The sequence below is a fragment of the Vibrio amylolyticus genome, from assembly GCF_023145695.1.
GTDB classification, from domain to species: Bacteria; Pseudomonadota; Gammaproteobacteria; order Enterobacterales; family Vibrionaceae; genus Vibrio; species Vibrio amylolyticus.
On record NZ_JAJHVV010000015.1, the window covers coordinates 35,976 to 58,308 of the forward strand.

At 43.6% G+C, this 22,333-nt stretch carries 20 protein-coding genes; 6 read left to right on the top strand and 14 right to left on the bottom strand.

The genetic code is table 11. The features are described 5' to 3' along the window. Positions 1-9: 9 nt before the first annotated feature. The 4 genes from KP803_RS19465 to KP803_RS19480 are packed head-to-tail and all read right to left on the bottom strand — an operon-like array spanning position 10 to position 2,501. Entirely contained in the window at positions 10-258 is a 249-nt protein-coding gene (locus KP803_RS19465; protein ID WP_248010510.1) for a DUF2897 family protein, read from the bottom strand. Beyond that, positions 258-941, bottom strand: a complete 684-nt coding sequence (locus KP803_RS19470) for a M15 family metallopeptidase (protein ID WP_248010573.1) — start codon at positions 939-941, stop codon at positions 258-260. Before KP803_RS19470 ends, KP803_RS19465 begins: the two co-directional genes overlap by 1 nt. A 2-nt stretch (positions 942-943) precedes the next feature. Beyond that, entirely contained in the window at positions 944-2,098 is a 1,155-nt protein-coding gene (gene dapE, locus KP803_RS19475; RefSeq protein WP_248010511.1) for a succinyl-diaminopimelate desuccinylase, read from the bottom strand. A gap of 55 nt (positions 2,099-2,153) precedes the next feature. Next, complete coding sequence (locus KP803_RS19480) at positions 2,154-2,501, bottom strand: ArsC family reductase (protein ID WP_248010512.1); 348 nt, start codon at positions 2,499-2,501, stop codon at positions 2,154-2,156. 201 nt (positions 2,502-2,702) lie between these two features. Between KP803_RS19480 and KP803_RS19485 the strand changes: the two genes are divergently transcribed. Continuing rightward, on the top strand, positions 2,703-2,990 hold the full coding sequence (locus tag KP803_RS19485) for a winged helix-turn-helix domain-containing protein (protein ID WP_248010513.1): 288 nt from the start codon (positions 2,703-2,705) through the stop codon (positions 2,988-2,990). A 36-nt stretch (positions 2,991-3,026) separates the two neighbouring features. Here KP803_RS19485 and KP803_RS19490 read toward each other — a convergent pair whose 3' ends face one another. Both KP803_RS19490 and KP803_RS19495 read right to left on the bottom strand, forming a co-directional pair. Further along, a complete protein-coding gene (locus tag KP803_RS19490) occupies positions 3,027-3,413 on the bottom strand; it encodes a DUF4156 domain-containing protein (RefSeq protein WP_248010514.1) in 387 nt (128 codons plus the stop codon). Positions 3,414-3,442: 29 nt separating this feature from the next. Continuing rightward, complete coding sequence (locus tag KP803_RS19495) at positions 3,443-3,784, bottom strand: DUF2956 domain-containing protein (RefSeq protein WP_248010515.1); 342 nt, start codon at positions 3,782-3,784, stop codon at positions 3,443-3,445. Between the two features lie 89 nt (positions 3,785-3,873). Between KP803_RS19495 and KP803_RS19500 the strand changes: the two genes are divergently transcribed. Then, positions 3,874-4,503, top strand: a complete 630-nt coding sequence (locus KP803_RS19500) for a TPR domain-containing protein (protein ID WP_248010516.1) — start codon at positions 3,874-3,876, stop codon at positions 4,501-4,503. A gap of 19 nt (positions 4,504-4,522) precedes the next feature. Here KP803_RS19500 and KP803_RS19505 read toward each other — a convergent pair whose 3' ends face one another. The 5 genes from KP803_RS19505 to cobA all read right to left on the bottom strand — a co-directional run bounded on the left by KP803_RS19505 (position 4,523) and on the right by cobA (position 11,912). Continuing rightward, positions 4,523-6,274: a bifunctional protein-serine/threonine kinase/phosphatase gene (locus tag KP803_RS19505; RefSeq protein ID WP_248010517.1), complete on the bottom strand. Its 1,752-nt coding sequence runs from the start codon at positions 6,272-6,274 to the stop codon at positions 4,523-4,525. 170 nt (positions 6,275-6,444) lie between these two features. After that, entirely contained in the window at positions 6,445-7,914 is a 1,470-nt protein-coding gene (locus tag KP803_RS19510; RefSeq protein WP_248010518.1) for a NarK family nitrate/nitrite MFS transporter, read from the bottom strand. A 163-nt stretch (positions 7,915-8,077) separates the two neighbouring features. Further along, on the bottom strand, positions 8,078-8,422 hold the full coding sequence (gene nirD, locus KP803_RS19515; protein WP_248010519.1) for a nitrite reductase small subunit NirD: 345 nt from the start codon (positions 8,420-8,422) through the stop codon (positions 8,078-8,080). Positions 8,423-8,461: 39 nt separating this feature from the next. After that, complete coding sequence (nirB, locus tag KP803_RS19520) at positions 8,462-11,041, bottom strand: nitrite reductase large subunit NirB (protein ID WP_248010520.1); 2,580 nt, start codon at positions 11,039-11,041, stop codon at positions 8,462-8,464. Positions 11,042-11,093: 52 nt separating this feature from the next. Further along, the gene (cobA, locus tag KP803_RS19525) at positions 11,094-11,912 is read right to left on the bottom strand and encodes a uroporphyrinogen-III C-methyltransferase (protein WP_248010521.1); all 819 of its coding nucleotides are present in this window, start codon (positions 11,910-11,912) and stop codon (positions 11,094-11,096) included. A 417-nt stretch (positions 11,913-12,329) separates the two neighbouring features. Here cobA and KP803_RS19530 point away from each other — a divergent pair, with 417 nt between their 5' ends. Further along, positions 12,330-14,882 carry a molybdopterin oxidoreductase family protein gene (locus KP803_RS19530; protein WP_248010522.1) on the top strand — a complete coding sequence of 851 codons (2,553 nt, stop codon included), beginning with the start codon at positions 12,330-12,332 and terminating at the stop codon, positions 14,880-14,882. A 151-nt stretch (positions 14,883-15,033) separates the two neighbouring features. Here the strand turns inward: KP803_RS19530 and KP803_RS19535 are convergent, their stop codons facing one another. The 3 genes from KP803_RS19535 to nrfA form a co-directional block, all read right to left on the bottom strand. After that, the gene (locus KP803_RS19535; protein ID WP_248010523.1) at positions 15,034-15,324 is read right to left on the bottom strand and encodes a hypothetical protein; all 291 of its coding nucleotides are present in this window, start codon (positions 15,322-15,324) and stop codon (positions 15,034-15,036) included. Positions 15,325-15,527: 203 nt separating this feature from the next. Next, positions 15,528-18,083 carry a diguanylate cyclase gene (locus KP803_RS19540; protein WP_248010524.1) on the bottom strand — a complete coding sequence of 852 codons (2,556 nt, stop codon included), beginning with the start codon at positions 18,081-18,083 and terminating at the stop codon, positions 15,528-15,530. Positions 18,084-18,112: 29 nt separating this feature from the next. After that, positions 18,113-19,507, bottom strand: coding sequence for an ammonia-forming nitrite reductase cytochrome c552 subunit (gene nrfA / locus KP803_RS19545; RefSeq protein WP_282437348.1), 1,395 nt, complete (start codon positions 19,505-19,507; stop codon positions 18,113-18,115). Between the two features lie 561 nt (positions 19,508-20,068). Here nrfA and nrfB point away from each other — a divergent pair. The 3 genes from nrfB to nrfD are packed head-to-tail and all read left to right on the top strand — an operon-like array spanning position 20,069 to position 22,300. After that, a complete protein-coding gene (gene nrfB, locus KP803_RS19550; RefSeq protein WP_248010526.1) occupies positions 20,069-20,653 on the top strand; it encodes a cytochrome c nitrite reductase pentaheme subunit in 585 nt (194 codons plus the stop codon). A gap of 1 nt (position 20,654) precedes the next feature. Continuing rightward, positions 20,655-21,347, top strand: coding sequence for a cytochrome c nitrite reductase Fe-S protein (gene nrfC, locus KP803_RS19555; RefSeq protein WP_248010527.1), 693 nt, complete (start codon positions 20,655-20,657; stop codon positions 21,345-21,347). Then, entirely contained in the window at positions 21,344-22,300 is a 957-nt protein-coding gene (gene nrfD / locus KP803_RS19560) for a cytochrome c nitrite reductase subunit NrfD (protein WP_248010528.1), read from the top strand. The genes nrfC and nrfD overlap by 4 nt, the downstream gene beginning before the upstream one ends. The last annotated feature ends 33 nt before the right edge of the window (positions 22,301-22,333 follow it).

A 22,333-nucleotide genomic window follows, 5' to 3' on the forward strand; every position in this document is an offset into this window, starting at 1 on the left:
GCTCCTTTTTTATTTCTCAGTATCCGAGTTACTATCGTTATTTGATTCGCTGTCTGCCTCGTTACTACCCTCATTATTATTCTCATTCCCTTTAGCATCTTCTTCGAGCTTTTTTTTCTCTAATGCCTCTTTCTGTTTTTGGCTTTTATTAAACTGGCCAAGCTTTAACTTAGAAACGTATTTCAAAGCCATAATGTTACTCACCATAAAGCCCATGGCGAGAAAAGAGATAAACCAAGGATTGGTTAGAAGATCCATTACACCCTCACTGAGCTAATATTTGCTATATATTGAGCATAGATTTGATCAAGTGAATTAAGTACGTCTTTTATACCAATAATTTTTTGATATTGAAGTTGCTTCGCAAGTTCCGTAACGGTTAGTGAAGAGAGACAGGTTTCACCCTGCGTGATATGACTGATATGCCAAGGTTCAGCGGCCACACCACCAAGGTCTTCACGGTAAGGGAGAAAAAAACCAAACTGCGCCAAATGAGCCGATAACCAACCGTTAAAGTGCTGTTGGTGACCCGTTAGGTATTCCCATGGTTCGAGTTGGATTTGGTTTCCTTTGGGGACGGAAGCGGCATCATAGAGATCAAAGTCTGTACCCCAGTGATGGCGACTTGCTCCGGGAAGAGCCGACCAACGAAGAATAGCGTTTACTTTTTGTGATTCGTTGAGTAGTGCAGGATCTATAGGTTGGCTGTCTGAGTCTAAAATCGCTCTCTCTCCAGACATTTTACCGTTCCAGATTGCAGCTTGACGTTCAAAGCTGCGAAATCCACTCGCGATACATAAATCAAACCCTGCTTTCGTCGCAGCGTCTTTTAGGGCGATAAGATCCCGAACCACCTCGCGATGTACTTGAAACTGCTTCTTACCAATCAAAACTTTAGTAAGGTGCGTATCAGTTTGTCCAGTGAGCTGTTCGGGAGTCATCATTAGCCTAATCCGTTTTCAAGTAATAGGTTCTCAAGCGTTTTCTCTAACATATCAGTCAACTTCTCTAGATCAGAAATGCTGACACACTCGTTCACTTTATGGATAGTTGCGTTGACAGGACCTAACTCAACCACCTCAGTATTTTTACTCATCGGTGCGATGAATCGCGCGTCAGATGTTCCACCTGTCGTGAGTAGTTCAGGTTTCTTATGGTTAACATCTTCAACCGCTTTGACAACCGCTTCTAGAAGTTTACCTTCATCGGTTAAGAAAGGCTGACCACTCAGAGTCCAGTTGAGTTCATAATCCAGTCCGTGCGCGTCAAGAATTGAGTGAACACGTCGCTTAATTTCAGTATCGGTTAATTCGGTACTAAAACGGAAATTAAATTGAACATCAAACTCACCAGGAATCACGTTTGACGCCCCAGTGCCAGAGTGAAGATTAGGGATCTGGAAGCTCGTTGGTGGGAAGAACGCATTGCCATCATCCCACTTGGTCGCGGCTAACTCTGCTAGTGCAGGTAGGGATTGGTGGACAGGGTTATTCGCCAAGTGAGGGTAGGCGACATGGCCTTGAGTCCCTTTCACTTTTAGATCGCCAGTAATAGAGCCTCGGCGACCATTCTTAACCACGTCACCAACCGCATGTGTGCTAGAAGGCTCCGCCACAATACACATATCGATAATTTCGTTACGTGCTATCAAGGCATCAACAACACGAGTGGTACCATTAATAAATGGGCCTTCTTCATCAGAGGTGATAAGGAAAGCAATCGAGCCTTTGTGTGCTGGGTTATTGGCAATAAATTGTTCAACCGCAACAACCATTGATGCCAGTGACCCCTTCATATCAGCTGCGCCGCGTCCATGTAGGTAACCATCAATAACGGTAGGTTCAAAAGGAGAAGTATGCCAATGGTCAAGGTTACCTGCTGGTACGACATCGGTGTGCCCTGCAAACGTAAAGAGTGGCGCTTCTGTGCCACGACGTGCCCAAAAGTTGGTGGTGTCTTCGAAGACCATGACTTCGATTTCAAATCCTAGCGCCTCTAGGCGTTTGATCATCACCTCTTGGCATCCTGCATCTTCAGGTGTCACTGATTGACGGCTAATTAAGTCTTTTGCGAGCGCCAGAGTTGGGCTGTCTGTCATCCTTGTTGTCCTATTCATTATTACTCAAAAATGTAAGTTACTTAAAAAATATGAGTTAGTTAAAGATTGATTGGTATTGCTCTGCTTTGAAACCAAGATACAGCTCTTTATTTACAGAGAGTATTGGTCGTTTGATCATCGCAGGGTTTTCTAGAAGTAGCGCAATCGCTGATTCTTCATTTAATGAATCTTTTTGCTCTTGGGTGAGCTGGCGATAAGTTGTGCCGCGCTTATTGACCACTTGTGTCCAGTCTAGGTTCTGGAAAAACTGAGCGATTAACTCGTTGTTTACACCTTGTTTTCTGTAGTCATGAAAAACAAATTCAATGTTGTTCGCTTCTAGCCATTTCTTCGCTTTTTTAATGGTATCGCAGTTTGGGATCCCATACATAGTGACGGTCATATTGATTTCTATATCAGCAATTTAGTACGTATAGAAATCCTAACAGGAAGTGAGCTAGGACACAAAATGGAGTTTTATATATTTCACAGGGTGAAAAAAATAAGTATCAAATTGTTTCGATTAAAAAGAAGTTGATCAAACGCACGTGTTTATTTCTAAAAAAAGCGAATAATAGTAAGGAACTACTAGGAGATGTTATCAATGGAATTGAGTCCTGTTTTTGCAAGACGTTTGTATTTGGCTCTATTAGTTGAGAGTCTAGAAAGACCGAATGTACCTAAACTCATCGAACAAACGGGCTGGCCCCGTCGCACTATTCAAGATGTACTTAAAGCATTGCCCGGCATAGGTATTGAATTGATGTTTGTGCAAGATGGTCGTCGACATAACGATGGCTATTACCAGCTTTCAGACTGGGGACCTTTTGACAGTCAGTGGGTGCTCGAAAGACAGAGCGACATCGCTGAAAGTCTAGGGTTTCAAGCTTAATTTAAGCCAGCGTTTGCTGGCTTTTTTACATTTGTATTAGAGCATTTGTCCTGAATAGGTATCACTCGTTAAACTATTTGGTTGATTGCAATCGTATGCCATGCCAAATACGGTAAATGACGTAGCAAAGTCTTGTGGGTTAACGAGATAAATGGTGTCAGCACCCAGTGCTAGGGCCTGATTTTTGGCATCGTGAAGCGCCCCTTGAATCAATACATCATTAGGGAAGAACAGATAACTATACCAATGTCCTTCACTACCAGTGACTTCTCCAAGTGACTGACAACTATCTGCGTTAAAGCCGTAATCCATTCGAATCGTGATCTCTTCTATCCCCTCATCAGCTTTCATTGTCGGTGTCGAACAGCCAGACAGCATGCTTGTAAGAAGCAGAATGACACTAAGAGTAGTGAATTTGTTCATTAATATTGCTCCGTTTATTCGAGTGGCCATTATTGTTGAGTCAAGTAAGTGAAGAACCCTGCCCAACTCACCACCAGTAACATCCAAGGAAGCATCGACTGTTTTGCTTCGTTTTTTTCTGAATGTTGAGTGGTGTTGCTTTCTTGATTAGGCTGATCATTGACTTGCTTGACCTTTTGGCTCTTTTTACGTGCTTTATCAGCTTGTCTATTTCTCTCTTTCTGTTGTTTCTTATATTGTGCGATCCCTTTTTCAATGCCTTGGGAAATCAACTTAGTTTGTTCTTTGGTTTGGCCTTGTTTTTGGATCGATTTGGCAATTTTCATCGCTTGTTGTTGAGTCTCTTCTGAAGGAGTAACTTTATTTTTCATTGGATATAGTGATGGTTGATCAAGGTTATTAATAGGGTATCACGATATAATTGATTTGGATGTCATAAAGTGTAATGAAGAGGAACAGAATGCAGACCAGTGCCGTATTATTGTTACTGCTTGTTAGTGTGTTAAGCGTGTTGATATTTTCACAATCAACATCGTTAAATAGACGAAAAGCCGCCGGTTTTGGAGTGCTTGTTTGTGTCATAACCGCTTTCTTATATTCAGTGCTCTATAAGCCTATGCCCACCGAGATAACCGTTGGTGAGATGCCCAAATCCCATTCAGAGGCGATGCAGCAGATTCAAACTAAGCTTACTCAAGATCCAAATCAGCAAGGACTGTGGTTTCAATTAGGTAATGGCTACTTGCGAGAAAATGACTTCCAATCAGCGTTGACCAGTTTTGATTATTCTATTCGACTTTCTGAGTCAGCTTCTGCCAATCAGCTTTCAGCTAAAGCGAGTGCGTTGTATTATTTAAGTTCCCAGCGCATGACCTCAGAAGTAGAGGGGTTGTTGCAAAGAGCGCTGACATTAGATTCCACAAATACTACGGCATTGACGCTCATTGCCAATGACCATTTACTGGGCTTTAGACATCAACAAGCGATTGATACTTGGGTTCAATTACTCGATTCTCAACAAACCGATCTTAATCGGGTCGCCATTATAGAGTCTATTAATCATGCTAAATCTTACCTGCCAAAAAACTAAACACTATGCGGATTGATTGTTAACGGTCTAAAAGTAGAAAAAACTCAATCGCCGATAACAGAACAAAGAAAATAGCGGCCCCTTTCCAGAATAGTGTTGGGTTTCGTTTGATCAGCGGTTGTAATTGTGCAGCTTTAAGCAGTTTTGGGTTCGGTGTGTAAAGGTCATGAACGAACTCACTTAATACTTGATAACGGTGGCTTGGTGATGGGTGACACGCTTTTTGAAGACTCAGATCAAACCAAATTGGAATCTCCTGTCTATGAGTACGAAGCGTTTGATATCGCCAGTCGTGATGTCGAGCTGACTGAACCGTTTGCCCATTAATCGCCTTGTATGGACGCTTTCCACAGAGCATCTCATAGCCAATAACAGCGATTGAAAAGAGATCACTAGATAGAGAACTGGTGCCATTTTCAATATATTCGGTCGCTGCATAGTTCACGTCGCCAAGGGGAATCGATTCTTTCGCGGTTGTCGAGCCATCCTCTAAACTACTGACTTTTATTGAACCGAAGTCGATAAGCTTGATGTTCCCGTCATTGAGAATCATGATGTTTTCAGGTTTTAGATCACGGTGAACCATTTCAGCGCGCTGTAGTACGCGAATCGCTTTGATCATCTCGCTCACAAGCGCTCTTACCGTGTCTATTGACGGCGCAGGGTTATCGTACATCCACTGGCGAAGTGTTATTCCATCAATATGTTCACACAGCTGATAGCAGAACTTTGAATGAATAGGGGTTGGGAAGACTTGCATGATCCGCTCATTGTTAAGCTGGCAGCCTACCCAATACTCATTGGCAAATTGAGACAAAACATCGTGGTCATCCACATAGTTAAGTGATGGTGCTTTAAGTACAAAAGTCTGATAGGTCTTTTCATCATGAACGAGATACACATGGCTTCTAGGCCCTGAATAGAGAACGCGATCAACGATAAAGTTATCAATCTTATTATTAACCCTCATTGCTGGTGGAATGGCTTTTTTGAGCAATAGTTTTTGATGTTCAAACAAGGATTGTTCAGGAAGCTGTTTTATATCGATGATTAAACAGCTCAAGTTATCATGGCTGCTATTGGCCAGTGCTTGCTGACAGAAGTCGTTGCTGATTGCTTCGCGTGAAGACAGTTTGCTTTGAGCAAGTTGGTGAAACTCTGATTGAGATAAGAAGTCGTGTACACCATCTGTGGTCAGCAGAAATCGGTCGTTGACTTGAAGCGTGACGGTCTGATAATCAACCTCGAGTTGGTTGTCTATTCCCAATGCTCGAGTGAGATAGGAACCTTTACCAAAGTTGGTTCGCTGATGATCTCGAGTGAGCATACGTAATTTTCCATCGCGTAATCGATAGATGCGACTGTCGCCAATATGAAATAGGTGAGCGGTATTCGACTTGAAAACGATGGTGCTCAGCGTTGTGACAAGGCCATTATGGTTAAGGCTTTGTTTTTGACCTTGAGAAAAGAGCCATGAGTTAAGCGCTGATACTATTTTACTCGCAGAGTGCTTAACACTCCAAGTATCTGGCGTGGCGTAATAGTCTGTGATGAACTGCATTGTAGCAGTATGGCTGGCTTTCTGCCCTTGTTCACTGCAACTCACGCCATCCGCGATGCATGCCACTATGCCTTTGTGTTCTAGCTCGGAAGGTAGCGTCGGGCTTTTGACCAGAAACGCGTCTTGATTTTCATCGCGCAACCCCGTTAAAGAAGTCCCACCAAATTCAACGCAGAGTGAAGCCTTAGTTTTAATGTTATTTATGCCCATCACGTGTCCAATAGTTATCGATTTATGTTCAGAACAAAAGCCCTGCTGGAGCAGAGCTTCTGAACGATACTGGGATTCTGCATTATTGAGACAGTGCACCTAGTGGTGTGCAAGTACTCAGTGCACTAATAATGCAGAGCAACCAATATCTCCCGATTCAGTGATTAAGATTAATGCGATACGTCAATCATAGTGACACTTCCATCATCATTCACTTCAGCAATTTGCCCGTTTGGTTCTTCCATTAAGATAAGTGTTGCGAAACCGAGAACGGCGGTTCCTGCTATGACATAGAAGAAGGTGCTGTAGTCAACAAATGACAGAACGGTCAGATAAACGACGGCCCCAACGTTGCCGTACGCTCCTGTCATCCCAGCGATTTGCCCTGTCATTCGACGTTTGATCAATGGAACCGTCGCAAATACGGCACCTTCGCCCGCTTGAACAAAGAACGAACAGGCCATCGCCGCAGCAACCGCTAGCCATAGAGGCCAATGGCTGCCTACTTGCCCCATTAAGAAATAGCCTACCGCTAAGCCAGCAGTAAGAATAAGTAGGGTTGATTTACGACCAAACTTGTCTGATAACCAACCTCCACCAGGGCGAGACATCAGATTCATGAACGCATAAGCCGATGCCACCATGCCCGCCATAACAGGGGTTAACTCAAAGGTTTCAGAGAAGAATAGAGGCAGCATAGAGACAACGGCAAGCTCGGAACCAAAGGTAGCGAAGTATAAAATATTCAATACAGCAACTTGCTTAAATTTGTATTGGTGAACTTCAGGAACAGGTTCAGCAAAGATATTTTTGTTTACCTTCCATACCTGACTGATTTCGTAAGCGTACAAGGCGACGAGTGATAAGTAGATGCAGGTGACGGTGAAGTCTGACAACATTCCAATGCCCGCAGGCGAGAGCTTCCAGCCTAGTAAGGCAAGCGCGCCATACATAGGTATCTTCATGATAAGCAGAAAGAAGAAGTCCCCTTTGCTAGTGACTTCCATGGCAGTGAGATGCTTTGGTTTAAAGTAGGTAGCGCCTTTAGGGGTATCTTCAACGTTGAAGTAGAAGATGGCCGAGAATACTAAGCTCATTGCACCGGTAATAGCGACAGCGTAGCGCCAACCGTCTTCTCCACCGAAAACCAATGCTAGAGTAGGAAGCGTAAAGGCGGCAGCGGCGGAGCCGAAGTTACCCCAACCGCCATAAATGCCTTCTGCCGTCCCAAGTTGATCATGGGGAAACCATTCTGAGACTAAGCGGATGCCAATAACAAAACCTGCACCAATGAAGCCCAAGAGAAAGCGAGCAATGGCGGCTTGAAGAAAAGAGTCTGACAACGCAAACATAAAACAGGGGATTGAGCAGACCGCAAGCAGTGCAGAGTAAACTAATCTAGGGCCATATTTATCGGTAAGCATACCGATAACTACCCTTGCTGGTATGGTTAACGCGACGTTGAGTATCAGTAGAGTTTTAATCTCTTCAGTGGTTAATCCCAACGTTTCTTTTACCATTGAGAGTAAAGGAGCAAAGTTAAACCACACGACAAACGTGATGAAAAATGCCATCCAACTGAGGTGTAATACTTTCATTTTTCCTTTAAATGAAAATATCGAAAAGGCTGTACTATCCATAGTAAGTGATCCTTATGTTTAAATGTTTCGGAAATAGAAAGCCCTGAGCAGAGCAAAGTGCTTCTCTATCTAAAAATTAATCTATTCAACAATCTAAAGTACAATCATGATAAAGCCGTACATAGACGGCTCTGGTTGCTAAAGCCGTCAATGAAAAAATCGGCTATGCGGCGATTTTGTCGGGCAGCTGAACTTGAATCGCATTGTCACTAAGTCGCACAGGGTAGGTGGTTAATTGAACCTGAGGTTCTTCAAGGCAAACGCCTGTTTCCAAGTGAAAATGTTGTTTATATAGGGGAGACGCCACGCACGGTTGGTCGTCTAGTGAGCCAATGATCCCTCTAGAAATGACATTCACACCACTGAAGGGGTCAAGATTTGAAAGCGCATAAAGTTTACTGCTGCGACCACAATAGAAAATCGCGACTTGTTGCTCTTCAATCTTGGCGCAGATGCCCATGTTTGGGACTAAATCCTCGGTCGAACAAACGGTTATCCAATCTTTCATTGTATTTCTCCTAATTCATGTTTCCTAAAGTTCAGTTCATTACACTTCAACGACGTCGATTTCTTTGCCAAAGTCATGCTTAGTTGTTGTTGATGTCGACGTTGAGAGCGGGAAGCGCTGCTCGCGTATTGTGGTGAACGTTAGGTTTTGATCGGTTTGCTCACTGTTGACGAAGTGCTTAAAGCGTTTGAGTTTTTGAGGGTTCTCAATGGTGGTTTTCCACTCGCACTGGTACTTGGAGATATTAAGCGCGATGGCTTGCTCAAGTTCAGCCGCTAAACCCAGTTTATCTTCGATAACGACTTGCTTGAGGTATTCGATACCACCTTCAAGGTTCTCTAGCCATACTGATGTACGTTGTAGACGATCTGCGGTACGAATGTAGAACATCAAGACGCGATCAATGTATTTCACTAATGTTTCGGTATCGAGGTCACTGGCAAAAAGATCCGCATGGCGTGGTCTCATTCCACCATTACCACAGACATACAAATTCCAACCCTTGTCAGTGGCAATGATACCAATATCTTTGGATTGAGCTTCGGCACACTCACGGGTACAACCAGAGACGGCAAATTTGAGTTTGTGGGGAGAACGTAATCCTTTGTAGCGATTCTCTATATCAATGGCAAAGCCGACACTGTCACCAACCCCGTAGCGACACCAAGTACTACCGACACACGATTTTACTGTTCGAACCGATTTACCGTAAGCGTGTCCCGTTTCAAAACCGGCATCGATAAGTTCTTTCCAAATGTCAGGAAGTTCATTGAGCTGCGCACCAAAGAGATCGACACGCTGTCCCCCTGTGATTTTGGTGTAGAGATTGTATTTCTTCGCGACTTCACCTAAAACGATGAGACGATCGGGGGTGATTTCACCGCCAGCAATACGTGGTACGACGGAATACGTACCGTCTTTTTGCATATTGCCAAGGTACACATCGTTGGTATCTTGCAGTTCGATGTGCTCATCTTCGAGAATGTAATCATTCCAGTATGAGGCGAGTATCGAGCCGACAGCTGGCTTACAAATAGTACAACCTAGGCCTTTACCGTGAGAATCTAAAAGCTCGTCAAACGTTTGGATTTTGTTGACGCGAACAATGTCGCTTAACTCTTGACGAGAGTAGGCGAAGTGTTCACAGATATCGTTGTTGACTTCAACACCTAAGCTGCTGAGCTCACTATCGAGAACTTGTTTTGCAAGCGCGCTACAGCCGCCACAACCTGTTGATGCGTTGGTGGTTTCTTTTAGTGCTGACATTGTGGTGCAACCTGACGCAACCGCTTGTTTGATATCGCCTTTGGTGACGTCAAAACAAGAACAGATCATCGCCGTGTCAGGAAGTGCATCAACCCCTAGCGCAGAAGATTCGTCTTGAGCAACGTTTGGTAGAATCAGCACAGATGGGTTTTCAGGCAGTGGCATGTCGTTTTGCATCATCTGCAATAGGGTGCCGTACGCGTCTGCATCTCCAACTAAAACAGCGCCCACTATTTTCTGACCATCTTGAGAGATAATCAGACGTTTGTAGACCTGTTCGATCTCATCGCTATACGTGTACGACTGAGCACCTGGAGTTCGGTCATGGACTTCACCAATACTCGCGACATCAACGCCAAGTAATTTGAGTTTGGTGCTCATGTCTGCGCCAGTAAACTCAAGATCGTTCGTTTCGTTTGAAGATGGGAAGTCAGCTTGGATGTGACTAGCGGCTACCTTTGCCATTTGGTACCCCGGAGCAACCAAACCGTAGATTTTTTGGTCCCAAAGTGCACATTCACCGATTGCGTACACATCAGGGAGGTTCGTTTGACAGTGATTGTTGATAACAATGCCGCCACGTTCTCCCAGTTCAATAGCGGTATCGCGGGCTAATTCATCTTGCGGTCGAATACCGGCTGAAAAAACGATCATGTCGGTTTCAATGTGGCTACCGTCGGCAAAGTTCATGCGGTAACGAGAGGTTTCGCCTTCAATGATCTCAGTGGTTGCTTTTTCGGTATGAACGGTTACGCCAAGATCTTCAATTTTACGTTTAAGTAGCTCACCTCCCCCTGCATCAAGCTGAACCGCCATTAAGCGCGGAGCAAATTCAACAACATGGGTTTCAATATCTAGGTTCTTTAACGCATTAGCTGCCTCTAAACCTAGCAGGCCCCCCCCAATCACAACCCCACTTTTGCTTTGCTTGCTCGATAGTTCAATCGCATCAAGATCATCAAGAGTACGATACACATGACAATGTTCTTGGTCGTTGCCCGGAATAGGTGGAACAAAAGGGAATGAGCCGGTAGCAAGAACCAGTTTGTCGTAAGCTTCTATACGACCATTTGCGGTAGTGACTTGATGATTATCAGTATCGAGAGAAGTGACTTTTTCATTCACGACGTAGCTGACACCATTTTCTTGGTAATAGGCTTCACTTGTCATTGCCAGATCTTCGGCACTTTTCCCATCGAAGTAAGAGGTTAATTGCACCCTGTCATAGGCGAGGTACTTCTCTTCACTAAAGGTGATGATCTCAGCGTCATCACCTGATGATTTAATGAGTGTGTCGATAAACTTGTGACCCACCATGCCATTACCCACGACCACAATCCTTTGCTTGCTCATTATGTTCACTTCCTATGTAAATTTGTAATTAGAATCTGATTTATCTGGCAACTTATGCCGAGAGTCTTAATAGCGGGTTACTTTCTTGTTGCGCGCTATTAAGTGTGTGTTTCGTGCGTTGTTCTAGCCACTGCATCTGCTCTGAAACAGCAACAACTTGTCCGATAACAATCAGCGCAGGAGATTGAATATCGTGCTGCACTTTCAGTTCGGTCAGTTGTGTCAGCTTGCCAATAATCGTTCGGTGCTCTTGAGTACAACCTTTCTCTATAAACGCGATAGGTGTCTCTGCCTTCATACCTGCGGCTAAAAGCTTCTGACAAATCATGTCGGTTTTACTTAAACCCATGTAGATAACCAGAGTTTGATTTAGAGAAGCGAGTGCCTCCCACTTGATGCCAAGCTCTTTGTCTGCGTGTGCGGTGATAAATGTGCAGCCTTGCGAAATACCACGATGCGTTAATGGAATTTGAGAATAAGTAGAGCAGCCAGATGCTGCAGTAATGCCGGGAACCACATCGACACGAATGCCATTTTGAGCCAAAAACAGCATCTCTTCACTACCACGACCAAACACAAAAGCGTCGCCTCCTTTTACTCGGCAGATGTTTTTTCCTTGCGTTGCGAGTTGAACCATCAGTTGGTTTATTTCATTTTGAGTTCTGCTATGGCGGCCTTTCTTCTTGCCAACGTAAATGTGTTCTGCATGGGTTGGGAAAGTTGTGCGGATCTCTTTGCTGACTAAATTATCAAAAACAATCACTTCAGCGTGTTCGATGGCCTTAGCTGCTTTTATGGTTAATAACTCAGGATCGCCTGGTCCTGCGCTTACTAAGGTGACAACTCCGTATTGGCTAAGCTCTGTGTTCATTGCGTTACTCCGTTAACGGCAAAACTGCTGAGTTAATATTGATTCTTTGGAGTAGAGCAAAGAGAGTGCCAAACAAAATGTAATTGAGAGGTTTTATTTTTTTATTCTTATATTTCAGCCTCTTACGTTGTGTTTTTCGAGTGGTGAGTTATCAGCGAGGCTTTGTGATTAGCTATAAAATTGCGACTTATTGGGCGTTTTTGGTGCAACAGGTTGTAACTTGGTGCAAATATGGACTCTAAGTTATTGAATTATATACCCATTTAGGGTTAGTTGGTTTTTTGTTTTGTTTTAACTTATTGATGTTTAAGGAAGTATTGTTGACTGATTTTGATGTGCTTGATTTGGTTCGCTTGGCGTAAATGTTGCAGATTAAGAGGTAGGGAAAGAATAAGGCTCAATGCGGATGAGGCAAAAATGAATACAAATAGCGAAGGATGGGTAAAGACAACGTGCGCTTATTGTGGTGTTGGTTGTGGCGTAGAAGCAAGGCCTACGTCGTCAGGGAAACTGGAAGTTCGAGGTGATCAACAGCACCCTTCAAATTACGGGAAGCTTTGTACCAAGGGAATAGCGTTGGGCGATACGGTTATTCATGATGGGCGATTACTTCAGCCAACCATCAAAGATTGCGGCCACTCTGAGCCTATTGGGTGGGATGAAGCGACGGTTTTGGTAGCGGAAAAGTTTTCTCAAGCGATAAAGCAATATGGCCCAGATTCAGTAGCGTTCTATGTTTCAGGGCAACTACTAACGGAAGATTACTATTTAGCCAATAAGTTAATGAAGGGGTTCATAGGTAGCAGTAACATCGACAGCAATTCTCGCCTGTGTATGGCGTCCTCTGTGGTCGGCCATAAACGAGCTTTTGGAACCGATACGGTGCCGGTGAGTTATCAAGATATAGAACAAACCGATGTTGTTGTGATCGTTGGATCGAATTTAGCATGGTGTCATCCGGTGTTATTTCAGCGACTACGCCAAGCTAAGCAAGTGAACCCTGCCATGAAGGTCGTGGTTATTGACCCAAGGGAAACGGAAACCTGCTCCATCGCTGATCTTCACTTGTCCCTCGAGTCAGGTTCCGATGTTGCTCTGTTCAATGGATTACTCAGCTATTTGCAAGAGCACGAACAGATCGATAAAGCGTTCATTGATAATCATACTGAAGGGTTCGAACATACGATCCAGCAAGCTAAGCAAGCAACAGATGTTGAAAGCGCAACAGGGCTAAATAGCGAAGCGCTTACCAATTTCTACCAAATGTTCTCTGACGCTGAAAAAGTGGTCACTATCTACTCACAAGGTGTGAATCAATCGAGCCAAGGCTGCGATAAGGTGAATAGCATTATTAACTGTCACCTCGCTACAGGTCAGATTGGCAAAGTAGGATCTGGCCCATTCTCTGTAACCGGTCAACCTAATGCGATGGGAGGACGTGAAGTTGGTGCGCTTGCTAATACCTTAGCCGCGCACATGGAGTTTGATGACCCTGAGCAGCATCAACTGATCAGCGATTTTTGGCAAACGAAAACATTAGCGACAAAAGCGGGGTTAAAAGCCATCGATTTGTTTGATGCGATGGCTGACGGAAAAATTAAAGCGGTTTGGATCATGGGAACCAATCCGATGGTGAGTCTGCCCGATAGTGACAAAATAAAAACTGCGCTAGAGATGTGCCCATTTGTCGTGGCTTCTGATTGCATTGAAGATACGGAAACGACACGAATGGCCGATCTTATATTACCGGCTCAAGGTTGGAGTGAGAAATCAGGAACCGTGACTAACTCTGAGCGTCGAATATCGCGTCAGCGTCGGCTGCTTCCAAGCCCAGGTAGTTCAAAACCGGATTGGTGGATCATTGCTCAAGTCGCGAAAAAGATGGGATTCAACAATCATTTTACCTATCGCCATGAGGCGGAGGTGTTTAAAGAATATGCCCTTATGACATCGATAGGTCATGATAAGAAGCCACGCGATCTTAACTTGATTGGGTTAACTCAGTTAGACGATGCAGGCTATAGTCAGTTAACGCCCCAACAATGGCCTGTTGTTGACCTTCAAACCGATGTTATCCATCGCCCTTTATTTGAAAATCATCGTTTCTTTACGAAAAATGGTAAAGCCAACTTTATTGCGGTGCAACATGCAAAACCATTAGGGGAAACAAATGATCAGTATCCTTTGATTCTCAATAGTGGTCGAACGCGTGACCATTGGCACACGATGTCTCGGACGGGACTTTCAGTGCGGTTAGCAACGCATGCTCCAGAGCCGTATGTTCAGATTCATCCTGATTCAGCAAAGCTCTACGGTATCCGAGATGCTCAGTTAGTCTCTGTGACAAGCCCAATAGGTAAGGCTATTGCTAGAGCAGCGATCACAACAGATGTTAGCCGCCAACAGGTGTTCATGCCAATACATTGGAACGCTGTGACTGCTAAACAAGGAAAACCGTGTGAATTGATTTTGCCGACCAATGATAGTCTTTCAGGTCAGCCTGAGTTTAAACATACCCCCGCAGCGGTTGCTCCACTCGATATGTCTTCGTGTGCTATTTTACTGTCACGGGTGACGCTTAATTGTGATGTGTTTGATTATTGGAGCCGCCAGAAAGTAGAGGGGGGATACCTTTATCGTATTGAATCTACGATGGAGATTAGTGACTTGATCAAGCTTGTGAAAAATAGCGTTGGGCGTCCAAATGGTGAAGCTTTAGAAAGCACGGGTGCCAATTTCCATCACTCCATTAATATATTAGATGATCGTTGCCAGCAATTGATATGGGTAGGCGCTCAGCTTATTGACGATCAGGTGTCGGTGCTAATTGAGCAGTTTGGGCAAATCTACGATGAACAGACGAAGTTTGATGGCGTTCTATCGTCAAGAAAAGTCGCTCTAGGTAGAAGCGACTTAGCTGACAATAATGTCGCAGAGAAGAAAGCATCAAGTCAGAAAACGGCCGCTTGATAATGGGCTTGAATTGCTAGGTTATTTAACGAATTGGGAGGTAGAAAAGTTATGTGCCTCCCAACTCGTATTCTAACAGAGTCGCAAATAATGCTGCGCTGATTTTGGTGTTGGTAAACCTTTCTGGCGATGAATTTAAATAGTCAATCGCCTACAGGTCTCGCATTAGCATTTCATACTCTTCATGGGCATCGCCAATGAGTTTATTGAGCTCTGACGCATCATTCACTGCAAGTTCAAGTTCCCACTGTTTTTGATTCTCTCTGCCACATAGTTTGGTGAACACACCTGATGGCTTGAATACGACATCGCTTAACTCTGTTTTGTGGCGAATGTCCTTTTCTTTTATCTCTATATCTAAAATACCCACAGGGTTAACTTCTATGTGAGCGATAGGGTGATTGGTATCTTGTAATTGGTAACTTCTATGTACTGAAATCATAACGGCTAGCCTCCGTGATTATTGATTATCGAATATGGCGAACCGTTTTTCTAAGGTAAACACCTGATTAAAACGTGACCGCCTAAATCAAGTGTAGGAGAATAAGTATGGAAAAATTATGAATTAATCATGAAAATAATTAGAGGTGAAATGTGATGTATATCACTGGCGTGTGATGAGGGTAAACAAACTTTTTTGACTCTCTAAATCTCTGTGCTGACCACTTTATTCCGTCCGGACTCTTTCGCTTTATATAGTGCAGCGTCTGCGGCTTCGTACAACGTTGCTGCTTCGTGGTCGAGATTGTTCGTCGTCACCAATCCAAACGATGCAGTCAACACTGGTGCGGCCTGACTGTAGCGGTGTTCAAGGTGTAGAGCTTCAATTTCTGCTCTCAGTTTTTCTACAAATAGGAATGCTTCTTTAGGCGAAAGGCCTGAGAAAATGATGCCGAACTCTTCTCCTCCTAGCCTGAAGCAGTAATCTGATGCGCGGTGGCAGTTGGCCTTGAGGCAAGTTGCGAGAGAGAGTAACTGATCATCCCCGCTTTGATGCCCGTAGTTGTCGTTATATTGTTTGAAATAATCAATATCAAGAATGACAAAGCTAATCCAGTCTCGATTACGCTGTGCTCGGCGAATTTCAGATAACAGGACAATATTGTAGTGGCGTCGGTTGTATAAGCCAGTTAAAGAATCCGTAATCGCAAGCTTTTCTATCTTCTTCTTTTCTTCACGTAACTGTTTTTCTATTTGTTTTCGTTCTGCAACTTCATGGTTTAGCTTGCTATTAAGCGTCGACAGTTTACGAGTCCAGTAACTAAGTATTAATAGAACAATGAGTGAAGTGACCACGATTTTCCATACTAGATTGTAATCGACACCGTGTTCATAGCGCACTGTTATCCAACGTGAGTAAATATGCTTTCTTTCCTCTTCAGTAATTGAATCGAGGGCTTTTTGAATAATGGCGTGTAGAGTCGGCCAATCTTTACGGACGGCCATGCTCAGGTCAATACGGTATGGCGTTACCCCTGAGACTTTTAAGTTGGTATAGCCTTCTCGAGTCATAACGTAGTTGGCCGTTGCTATGTTACCAATGTAAGCGGCTACGCGGCCTGATGAGACTGCTTCTAGTGCTTCAGAGACATTGTTGGCTTCGAATAATTTGATCTGTGGATGGTTATTTTGGAGCATTTCATGGGAGGAGTAGCCTTTAACAACCGACACGACTTCGTCTTTCAATGCGTTTATATTATTGATGTAAGGGATGTCTTGATTGGTGATAATCATCATCGGAAAACTGAGGTAGGGGAGAGTGAATCTTAAATACTCTTTACGGTCAGGCGTGATGGATAGAGCGGGGTAGATATCCAACTCTTTTTGTTTAGAGGCTTGGACAACTTGTTCCCAGCTCTTACCGACACTAGGCTCTATTTTTACGCCTAAACGCTGAGCGATTATCTTGATATAGTCCGCCGACATACCTTGGTAAATGTTGTTATCATCAACATATTCAAATGGCGGCCAATCAATATCGATCGCGAGTCTTAGTGTGTTGTGCTGCTCTAGCCATTCAGTCTCTTCATCGGTAAGGGTGAGCATCTTGGAGTTGTTATAATAGGTGTCAAGTAAGTGTTTTATACTGAAGTTATAGATCTGACCATTCTGGTGCTCTTTTGATAGCGACTTAAAATCGATACGTTTCCAATCATCCCCAATAAAGCTCTGGAACGTATTGATATTTTTCTCGTTAATTGCATACATTTGAGAGTGAAACTGAGTAGACTCAGCAGCAAAGTCACTTCCGTGTAGGTAGTCGTTTAACAGAATTAACCCCCAAGCTGCCTCACTAAAGTGGCCACCAACTGAAACGTAAGGCATTTGTTTACTCACCATTCTTAGCGCTTCTGGAAGCCAATCGATTCCCCCAACAATCATGTCTTGTCTTGGCAAGGCTAATTCAGCCATTGCATCCATAGCGCCTAAAGCTAAGGTGTCTGAAGCTGCCCAAACAGTATTGATCTCAGGGAATTGTTGGTAGTGTTGAATGAACAGGCGTTTTGCTTCTTCGCGGCTCCAATTTATTCCTGTACTGCCTTCAGCAACGACGGAAACATTGGAGTGGTGTTTAATGAACTGGTGTAACCCTTGGTTACGCTGCTGAGCAGAAAGCTCATTCATGTTGCCATTGAGTACCAACAGCTTCACTTCTTTCACTTCATTCGTTTCTGCCCGACGTAAAAGTTGCTCTGCTAGTAGTGCGCCAGCGTATTTATCATCAGGGGTGATACTGCCTATCCAATGTTTATACTTGGAGCGAGGGAGAAGATTATCTTCGATGAATCCAGTGTTATAGATAACACTGGGGATTTGGTAGCGCTCGGTTATTGATAAAACCTGCTCACCAATGTGTTCGTAATTCATGAATAAGATGCCGTTAACCCGTCTATTACAGGCATCGATGACTTGTTGCAACATAACTTGCGATTGATTATTGGCATCGTAAATCAGCAGGTCTATATCAAGATCTTCAGCAGCAGACTGAGCAAACTGTATTTGCGATTGCCAAGCGGCCGTTTCAGTACGGGGAACAAATAGCGCGATCTCGGTAGCCATTACCTGCAGTGGTAACAATATGTAGAGATACAGTATTGCGTGGCTCTTCATTGGCAAGGCTTGAGCGATGGGTTTTCTCAAGTATAGCAGTGGTAAATGAGTCGATTCCTGTAGGCCATAAAAAAGAGCCAGATCATCCACCTGGCTCTTGAGAGTATCTAAATTGTTACTTAGTAGTCGGCTTCACGTTTTTCAGCGGCTTTATCCCAATCTGGCACGACCGTTTTCAAGAAGTCTTGCTTCTCTTTATTCATCGCATCCATATCCATACCGAGTGCTTGTTGTGCTTTCTCTTTGGTAGAGATGTCAGGTATTTCAACCGGGTCTGTAATGCCTTTTGTTGCGAGTAAACGTATCAGTTTGGTTCGCGCATCAGCAGCTTTATCGACAGCCGCTCCCAGCTCTTCTAACGCGACTTCTGGTGCATGCATGTGAACACCATGAGAAGCGATAGCATAATCCCAACGCCACTGAGCATGACGGATATCCATTAAGATAGGAGCCATCTCTGCTTCTGTTGCACCAGCGTCCCAAGCAGCACCGGCTTCAAAGTGAGCAGCCACGATTTGTTTCTCAGCCGTTAGCTTCATGTTTAGTACTTGAGCTTTACGCGACGAAACTATCTCTCTTAACTGATCTTTAGTTTGGGTGTGACACTGAGCACAGGTATCTTCAAAACGGTCAAATGGGTTACCGACTTTGTGGTCGGTATAAACCGTGCCATCTTCTTTGGTCACTTTAGGCATATGACAATCAACACACACCACTTTGTTTTTACCATGAATGCCGTCGCGCCATGTCTCATACCCTGGGTGTTGAGCTTTTAACATGGGGGCTTTCGAGACTTTATGGGTCCAGTCTTTGAAATTAAGAGCATCGTAATAAGCTTCCATTTCACCCGCTCGAGTTCCCATATCCCATGGGAATTTTACCCCTTTCGTTGGGCCAGTGAAGTAGTACTCTACGTGGCACTGAGCACAAACAGAGGCTTGCTGATCAAGGCGAGATTGATGCTCAAAAGGCTTATCAATAGCGTTAAATGCACGTTCTACATAAGGTTTGGTGATAGCCAAGGCAGGCTCGCCATTTTTGAACGCTTCGCTTCGAGTATCGTGACAATCGGCACAACCAATAGGATTGGAAATCTCAGAACCTAAACGTGCCCATTTACCTTCAAAGTAGCCGTCTTCACCACGCTCTTCGATTACACGACCTACGTCTGGGCTTTTACAGCTCCAACACGCCATAGGCATTGGGCCAGACTTTTCATCTTGAGGTCCACCTGTACGCAGTGTTTGGCGAACATCGTCGAGAGCGAAAAAGTGACCGCGCGCTTTGTTATAGTCTTTAGCGAATCCGTAGCCAGCCCACATGATGACCATGTTTGGGTCTTCAGCAAGAGCATCTTCTATCTGTTCACTTTCTGAGGTTTGTTTCCAGGTTTTATATTGATCAGGATGGTTTTGCTCGTAAGCTTCATTACGAGGATCAGCTTCAGCTAGTCCTTTTTCTCCAGAAGCAGCAAAACCAGTAGCACTAAAAATAGTTGTGGCTACTAATATCATTGCTGCAGCGGAATTAGGAATCCAATGCAATTTTTTCACAGTGTTATCTCCGTATTCTGTTTTTGTTATAAACAGCGTTGTGAACTGGCTATGTCGAAATAAAGAATTGGAGAACTATTTATGAGTGTAATGGATGTAACAATAAATAATAATTGCTTACACATAATAGGTTGTTCTAGATCAATTCAGCACGGTGATGTAGCTCACGATTTACGTTTTCTACCCCTAAAGTGTTAATTTTGGGCTGCTTAAATTTAAACTTATCAAATACTTAGTGATAATACCTGAGAATAAATAGGGTGATGCATGTCTACTTTTTGAGCTAAGTGACTACCCCTAAATGGGCATGGGTTTAATATAAAAGATATAGCGTTGTGGCTTATTCCGAAATAAGAATTGATATCATTTAGAGTTAATGTTTTGACTCTGGAAGACGTTAAATTTGATCAGTCAATAATAATTGCGAATGGTTATTATTAATAATTTATGGGACTCAATTAGTCTTGGTTTTTTATTATTAACCCGTTGTCGTTATTAGCACTGATATAAGGAAAGGATAAAATGGGCAATATAAAGTTGGCCATGGTCATAATGCTAAAGTCTCTTCTAGTATTTTGTCTCTATGGTTATTCTCTTCATGCCGGTGCCGATACTTCAACCTTGCAGTCTGAAGATACGTCAGGTCGACATGAAGTTACGCTTATCCGTGACAAGGATTATAAATGTGTCCAATGTCATAAGGATTCAAAAGAAACACTCGCTGGTTCTCATGGTGGTGCGCACAAAAAAATTGGGCGTGAAGTTAACTGTACCGATTGTCATAGTGGTATTGGACCGGATCATCGAGAGGGATCACCTGAAGTCACTAAGTACTCTAGTGCTCAATCAAAACATGGCTCGGATAAAGTGTTTAAAGATCCTGAACTGATCTTAAAAGCAAACAGTCAATGTACCGATTGCCATACCCCTGAGAGATTACAGAAAAAAAGCTGGACGCACGATGTTCATGCTAAGAATCTGACCTGTTCTAATTGCCACGATGTACACGCAAAAAAAGCCAAGGTTCTTGGTGTCGAGCGTAAAGATAAAATCCAAATGTGTGTTGATTGCCACTCTGACTTTAACCAAAAAGATGAGGAGAGGTAGTATGAGCTGTTCTAGACGAAATTTCTTAACTGGCGCTGGTGCGGTGATATTTACCACTGGCGTTGCAACAACGGCTGCATTAAGTAGTCGAAAAACCTTAGCTAATGTCGAGCAAGACGGAAACAAACTCTACGGTATGGTTCACGATGAGACTGCCTGTATAGGTTGTACAGCTTGTACAGAAGCGTGTCGAGAAGTGAACAATGTTCCTGAAGGGGTCTCTCGATTAGAGATTGTTCGCAGTGAACCTATGGGTGAACACCCTGATGTTGAATACCGTTTTACTCGTAACTCTTGTCAACATTGTGATAACGCTCCGTGTGTGATGGTGTGTCCAACAGGTGCCGCTTATAAAGATGAAAAGACAGGAATCGTTGATGTACACAAGGAAAAATGTGTCGGTTGTGGATATTGCTTATTAGCGTGTCCTTACCAAGTTCGATTCTTCCATCCTGAAAATGGTTCCGCTGATAAGTGTAACTTCTGTCGTGATACCAACCTGGCACAAGGGAAACTGCCCGCGTGTGTGGAGTCCTGTCCAACAAAAGCACTTGTTTTTGGGGACTTAAATGATCCAGCTAGTGAGATCAGTAAGCTACTCAATAATGAAATTGTGTATCGAGACAAGCTGCATTTAGGCACCAAGCCTAAGTTGTACAAAATACCACATCAGAAAGGGGAGGTTTCATCATGAGTGCATGGGCTACCGCATTTCAATCTGGTACGGTTGTATGGGATTGGATCATTGCAATCTATCTGTTCTTAGCTGGAATGTCAGCAGGGGCAGTCATGATCTCTATTTATCTAAAGAGAAAAGTCATTGAAGGAGATGCTGCAGATAACGGTATCTTAAAAGCGACGGCTTTCTTAGCACCATTTGGCATAGTCGTCGGGTTAACCATTCTAGTTTTCCACCTAACTAAACCGTTAGATTTTTGGAAAATCATGATCTATTACAACCCAACGTCAGTGATGTCGATGGGTGTTATGCTGTTTAACATCTATATGGCGGTGCTGTTTGCTTGGATCGGTATCATCTTTAGGGTGCAAATCGTTGGTTTATTGAAAGGTAAGTTTGGGTTTGTAGATGAGATACTTCAAAAGCTCAAGCCACTAGAGAATGCTATCGAACTCTTCCTTGGTGTACTGGCAATTATATTGGCTGCCTATACGGGTTTCCTATTATCAGCACTGCAAACCTTTCCAATGCTTAATAACCCTGTGCTACCAATTTTGTTCCTGTTTTCTAGCTTATCGTCAGGGGCTGCTGCTTGTTTGCTATTTGGCACTTTAGTGTTTAAAGAGCCAGTAAACAGCCCTAGTGTGAAATGGGTTCATGGCTTTGAACGTCCCGTTGTATTGTTCGAGTTGTTTGTATTAGTGACCTTCTTTACTGGGCTTATTTTCAGTGGTGGTCAAGCTGAACTTGCAGCTTGGAATGCGATTGGAAGCGGGTTTTGGGCTAAGTGGTTCTGGGTAGGGGTTATCTTTATCGGTATGCTTTTACCATTAACATTGAACGCTGTAACACCAAAAGAGGTGCGCCATAACAGCGGCTTTATCTTAGTTGTGACGACCTTAAGCTTAGTTGGTGTTTTGATGCTAAGAACGTTTGTTCTTTATGCTGGCCAATTGACCGCGGTGTAGAGAGCCGTCAATACCTGTTACGATGAAAGAGGT